Origin of the sequence: Sphingorhabdus sp. (assembly GCF_044354325.1) — a bacterium.
GTDB lineage: Bacteria > Pseudomonadota > Alphaproteobacteria > Sphingomonadales > Sphingomonadaceae > Sphingorhabdus_B.
In genome coordinates, this window is the sequence record NZ_JBILAF010000131.1 from 1 (window position 1) to 5,305 (window position 5,305).

7 protein-coding genes are annotated in these 5,305 nt (G+C 55.9%); all 7 read left to right on the top strand.

Annotated elements, in window-relative coordinates; translation table 11 throughout:
* Window positions 1–474 (top strand): type I glyceraldehyde-3-phosphate dehydrogenase (locus ACIQ0G_RS10025; protein WP_397577785.1); only part of this gene is annotated, 474 nt, incomplete at its 5' end.
* The gene (locus ACIQ0G_RS10030) at window positions 474–1,673 is read left to right on the top strand and encodes a phosphoglycerate kinase (protein WP_397577788.1); all 1,200 of its coding nucleotides are present in this window, start codon (window positions 474–476) and stop codon (window positions 1,671–1,673) included. The genes ACIQ0G_RS10025 and ACIQ0G_RS10030, both read left to right, overlap by 1 nt.
* Window positions 1,674–1,748: 75 nt before the next feature.
* Entirely contained in the window at window positions 1,749–2,636 is an 888-nt protein-coding gene (locus ACIQ0G_RS10035) for a fructose bisphosphate aldolase (RefSeq protein ID WP_397577786.1), read from the top strand.
* A gap of 71 nt (window positions 2,637–2,707) precedes the next feature.
* Window positions 2,708–3,331 carry a thiamine phosphate synthase gene (gene thiE, locus ACIQ0G_RS10040; RefSeq protein WP_397577787.1) on the top strand — a complete coding sequence of 208 codons (624 nt, stop codon included), beginning with the start codon at window positions 2,708–2,710 and terminating at the stop codon, window positions 3,329–3,331.
* Between the two features lie 81 nt (window positions 3,332–3,412).
* The gene (gene efp / locus ACIQ0G_RS10045) at window positions 3,413–3,976 is read left to right on the top strand and encodes an elongation factor P (protein WP_183940595.1); all 564 of its coding nucleotides are present in this window, start codon (window positions 3,413–3,415) and stop codon (window positions 3,974–3,976) included.
* Complete coding sequence (locus tag ACIQ0G_RS10050; RefSeq protein WP_306062085.1) at window positions 3,976–4,794, top strand: inositol monophosphatase family protein; 819 nt, start codon at window positions 3,976–3,978, stop codon at window positions 4,792–4,794. Before efp ends, ACIQ0G_RS10050 begins: the two co-directional genes overlap by 1 nt.
* A 101-nt stretch (window positions 4,795–4,895) precedes the next feature.
* Entirely contained in the window at window positions 4,896–5,270 is a 375-nt protein-coding gene (gene ndhC, locus ACIQ0G_RS10055) for an NADH-quinone oxidoreductase subunit A (RefSeq protein WP_296197889.1), read from the top strand.
* Window positions 5,271–5,305: the final 35 nt, after the last annotated feature.

A 5,305-nucleotide genomic window follows, 5' to 3' on the forward strand; every position in this document is an offset into this window, starting at 1 on the left:
ATCCACAGCTATACCAATGACCAGAAAATCCTCGACCAAATCCATGATGACATGCGCCGCGCACGCGCTGCTGCGATGTCGATGATTCCGACAACGACGGGCGCTGCGCGTGCGGTTGGCGAAGTGATGCCTGAACTCAAGGGTAAGCTTGATGGTTCGGCCATTCGCGTACCGACACCCAATGTCAGCATCGTCGATCTGACCTTCACACCTGCGCGCGATACCACGAAGGAAGAGGTCAATGCGCTGTTAAAGGCCGCATCTGAAGGCGCTTTGAAGGGCGTTTTGGCCTATTCGGACGAACCATTGGTATCGATCGATTACAATCATTGCCCAGCCAGCTCGACCATCGACAGCCTTGAAACAGCCGTCATCGATGGCAAGCTTGTCCGTGTTCTCAGCTGGTATGACAATGAATGGGGCTTTTCCAACCGGATGGTGGATACCGCCGGCGTCATTGGAAAGTTGCTTTAATCATGGCATTTCGCACGCTCGACGATCTTGGTGACATCAAAGGAAAGCGCGTATTTGTGCGCGTGGACTTAAACGTGCCGATGGCCGACGGGCGTGTGACCGACGAAACTCGTTTGCGGGCATTGTTGCCCACCGTCAGCGAACTCGCTGATAAGGGCGCCAAGGTTCTATTGCTTGCCCATTTCGGCCGTCCGAAGGGTGCGAAGCACAGCGAAATGTCGGTTTCCATGGTTTTGGACGCGCTGCAAGAGGTGCTTGGCCGCGAAGTCATGTTCGTACCAGAGATTGCCGGTGACATCGTCGCGCAATCCATTGGCATATTGGCGGATGGCGACATCGCCTTGCTTGAAAACACCCGGTTCTGGCCAGGTGAGGAACAAAACGACCCCGAACTTGCACGCGCCGTGGCTGCAAATGGCGACTATTACGTGAATGATGCGTTTTCGGCGGCACATCGCGCGCATATGTCGACCGAAGGTCTCGCACATATTTTGCCAGCCTACGCCGGTCGTTCGATGGAAGCGGAACTGAAGGCGTTGGAAGCCGCGCTGGGTTCACCGGAGCACCCGGTCGCTGCCGTCGTGGGCGGCGCAAAGGTATCGAGCAAGCTCGACGTGCTGAACAATCTGGTCAAGCAGGTGGATCATTTGATCATTGGCGGCGGCATGGCGAACACCTTTCTTGCAGCTCGCGGCATCAATGTTGGCAAATCGCTGTGCGAACATGATCTTGCCGACACGGCGAATGCCATTTTGGATGCGGCGGACGTTGCAGGCTGCACTGTGCATCTGCCCTATGACGTTGTGACGTCGCTCGAATTCTGCGCAAATCCACCCGTACGCACGGTCAATGTCCATGAAGTGGCGGCGGATGAAATGATCCTTGATGTCGGGCCTGCGGCGGTTGAGGCGTTGGCTGATGTCTTGAAAACGTGCCGGACCTTGGTCTGGAATGGACCGCTGGGTGCATTTGAGATGGAGCCATTTGACGCGGCGACGGTCTCACTGGCCCGCACGGCGGCGGCGCTGACGCGTGAAGGCTCGCTTGTATCGGTTGCGGGTGGTGGCGATACTGTTGCGGCGCTCGCTCATGCTGGTGTGACGGAAGATTTCACCTTTGTTTCGACCGCTGGCGGCGCGTTTTTGGAATGGATGGAAGGCAAACCGCTTCCGGGCGTGGATGCTTTGAATATAATTTAAACATGCGGGGCCTTGCCCCGTTTTTTTCGGATGGTAATGCATACGTATGCAATGCCAAGGTAGAGGGAAGAGCGGATGAACGACCAAGAGATGTTCGAAAAAGTGGCGACGGCAACGGGTTTTATTGCTGCGCTTGACCAAAGTGGCGGCTCTACGCCCAAGGCGCTTCGTGGCTATGGCATCGAAGAAGATGCGTATTCGACCGAGGAAGAAATGTTCGGGCTCATCCACGACATGCGTTCGCGCATTATTACATCGCCAAGCTTTTCTGGTGAAAAGGTCTTGGGTGCCATCTTGTTTGAGCGCACAATGGACGGCCATGCGGACGGCAAGCCAGTGCCAGACGCACTGCGCGATCGCGGGGTTGTGCCTTTTTTGAAGGTTGATAAGGGCCTTGAGGACGAAGCAGACGGCGTTCAGATGATGAAGCCAATGCCAGATTTGGATGCGCTGCTCGCGCGGGCCAAAGCAAAGGGCGTTTTTGGAACGAAAAAACGTTCGGTCATTAACAAGGCGTCGCCATCGGGTATCGCGGCGATTGTGCAGCAACAATTTGAAGTGGCAGAGCAAATTCTCGCCCACGGCCTAATGCCGATCATTGAGCCTGAAATTAACATCAAAAGCGCCGACCGTGCGCAAAGTGACGTCATCCTGCGCGACTCAATACTGAAAGCGCTTGATAGCGTTTCGGGCGACAATAAGGTGATGTTGAAACTGTCGATCCCTGCTGAGGCGGGCACATTTGACGCGCTGGTGAGCCACCCACGGGTGCTGCGTGTCGTTGCCTTGTCCGGCGGATTTGCACGTCCTGAGGCGTGCGCAGAGCTTGCCAAAAACAAGGGCATGATCGCCAGCTTCTCCCGCGCTTTGTTGGAAGATTTGCGGCACCAGATGACACCGGCAGAATTTGATGCCGCGCTCGGCGGTGCAATTGACGAAATCCACGCCGCGTCGGCGACATAAGTTTGGAGAGGGGCCGGCGGCAAATGCGCAAGATGTTTGCCGCCGGCCTTAAGCCCCGCTAAGAGCGCGGCATGAAAGAATTTCCCTGCCAATTATATCTGATCTCGCCGACCGATGTTGGCGGAGATTTCCCGCAAATCCTTGAATCCGCGCTATCTGCCGGTCCGGTTGCGGCGTTCCAGTTTCGCGTCAAGGATGTGGACCAGCATGAAGCGGCGGCCTTAGCCGAACCATTGCAAGCCATATGTGCTGCGCATGATGTGGCGTTCATCGTGAATGACAGCGTCGCGCTCGCCAAGCGGCTGAAGGCCGACGGCGTGCATCTGGGGCAGGGCGATGGCGACGTTCGCGAGGCCCGCGAAACGCTTGGTCCAGAGGCGCAGATTGGCGTTACCTGCCACAACAGCCGGCATCTTGCGATGGAAGCAGCAGAGGCTGGCGCCGATTATGTTGCCTTTGGTGCGTTCTTCCCGACGACCACCAAAAAGGTTGATCATGTTGCCGAACTGGACACGGTTCAGAAATGGACGTTTGTGACCGAAGTGCCGTGCGTGGCGATTGGCGGTATCACGCCCGACAACGCGAAACCGTTGATTGATGCGGGCGCGGATTTCCTTGCCGTCAGCGGTGCTGTGTGGAACCACCCGCAAGGCGCTGCCGAAGCGGTAAAGGCGTTCAACGCACTGCTTGCCTAATTGCGCTGTCGTCGTTAAAGGCCGCGTCCAACGGCACGCATTTGCGTGTCTGCTCTTTCCATCTGTTAAGCGAGTGCTCTCATGAAAATCAACGCGGTTGAAATCAAGCCGGGTAATATTCTGGAATATGAAAACGGTCTTTGGCGCGTGGTGAAAACCGCGCATACCCAGCCGGGCAAGGGCGGCGCTTATATGCAGGTTGAACTTAAAAATCTGCGCGATGGTCGTAAGAACAACATCCGTTTCCGTTCGGCCGAAAGCGTCGAAAAGGTGCGTCTTGACCAGAAAGACTTCCAGTTTTTGTATGCTGAGGGCGACAATCTGGTGTTCATGGACAAAGAAACCTATGATCAGGTAACGCTTCCGACGGACTTGTTGGGTGATGCTGCGGCATTCCTTCAGGACGGAATGGACGTTGTCATGGAAATGTATGACGACGAAGCATTGTCGGTTGCATTGCCCGACCAGATCGAAGCAACAATTGTCGAGGCTGATGCCGTTGTTAAAGGACAGACAGCGTCGTCAAGCTACAAGCCAGCGATCTTGGATAATGGCGTGCGCGTTATGGTGCCGCCATTTATCAGTGCGGGTACGCGCATTGTCGTCGACGTTTACGAACGGGAATATGTCCGGAAGGCCGACTAATGCCAGCGCTTACCGGTCTTTTGACCATAATGGAAAAAGCTGCCCGTAAAGCGGGTGGCAAATTGCGCCGGGACTTTGGCGAAATCGAACATCTGCAGGTTTCGCAAAAGGGACCGGCAGACTTCGTGTCGAAGGCGGACGAGCGCGCAGAAGATACGATCTTCCGTGAACTGGAAATCGCGCGTCCCGACTGGGGCTTCCTGATGGAGGAAGGCGGCGAAATCGCAGGGGCGGAGGGCAAACCGCGCTTCATCGTCGACCCGCTTGATGGCACCAGCAATTTTCTGCACGGTATTCCGCATTTTGCGATTTCAATCGCGGTGCAGGATCCAAAACCCGATGGTTCGGGCTGGGGCGATATATTCGCTGGCCTGGTCTATAATCCGATCACCGACGAAAGCTTTTGGGCAGAGCGCGGCAAGGGCGCCTGGCTTGGCAACCGCCGTCTGCGCGTATCGGCGCGTCGCCAGTTGAACGAAGCGCTGATCTCGACGGGTACGCCGTATAAGGGGCATGGTGACTTTGACGAATGGGGCAAGATTTTTGCGGCCATCGGTCCATCGGTCGCCGGAATTCGGCGCTTTGGCGCGGCCAGCCTTGATCTCGCATGGCTTGCCGCAGGGCGCTATGACGGCTTTTGGGAAAGCGGTTTGTCGCCATGGGACACCGCCGCAGGATGCCTGCTGGTGCGTGAAGCAGGGGGCTTTGTGACTGACTATCGCGGACGTAGCCCGCATATCGCGGACACACAGGTTTTGGCGGCAAATGACATCTTGCACAGTAAGCTGCACAAGCTGCTAGTTGGGGCGATAAAATAAAGCACTAAATTGGCTGAAAAAATGCCGAGTCTTGGCCTTGCGGGGCGAGATTCTTATGCCTAAAAGCGCCGCAACTTACGGGGTCCGGAAGCGAGTCTGATATGACTGATTTGTCGCAATATTTGCCCATTCTGCTTTTTCTGGTGGTCGCGCTCGCGCTGTCATCAGCGTTTGTGTTTTTGCCGATGGGCGTATCGCGCCTGACAGGCACACATAAACCGACCGAGGCAAAGCTCACCGAATATGAATGTGGCTTCCCCGCATTCGAAGATTCGCGCAGCCAGTTTGACGTCCGCTTTTACCTCGTCGCGATCTTGTTCATTATTTTCGACCTTGAAGCCGCATTTTTGTTTCCTTGGGCCGTTAGCTTGGGTGAAACAGGCTGGATTGGTTGGGGCACCATGATGCTGTTCCTGTTCGAACTGGTCATTGGCTTCATTTACGCATGGAAAGTGGGAGCACTCGAATGGGAGTAATCACACCTGCACTGACGGACGCGCAGGCGCCCGAT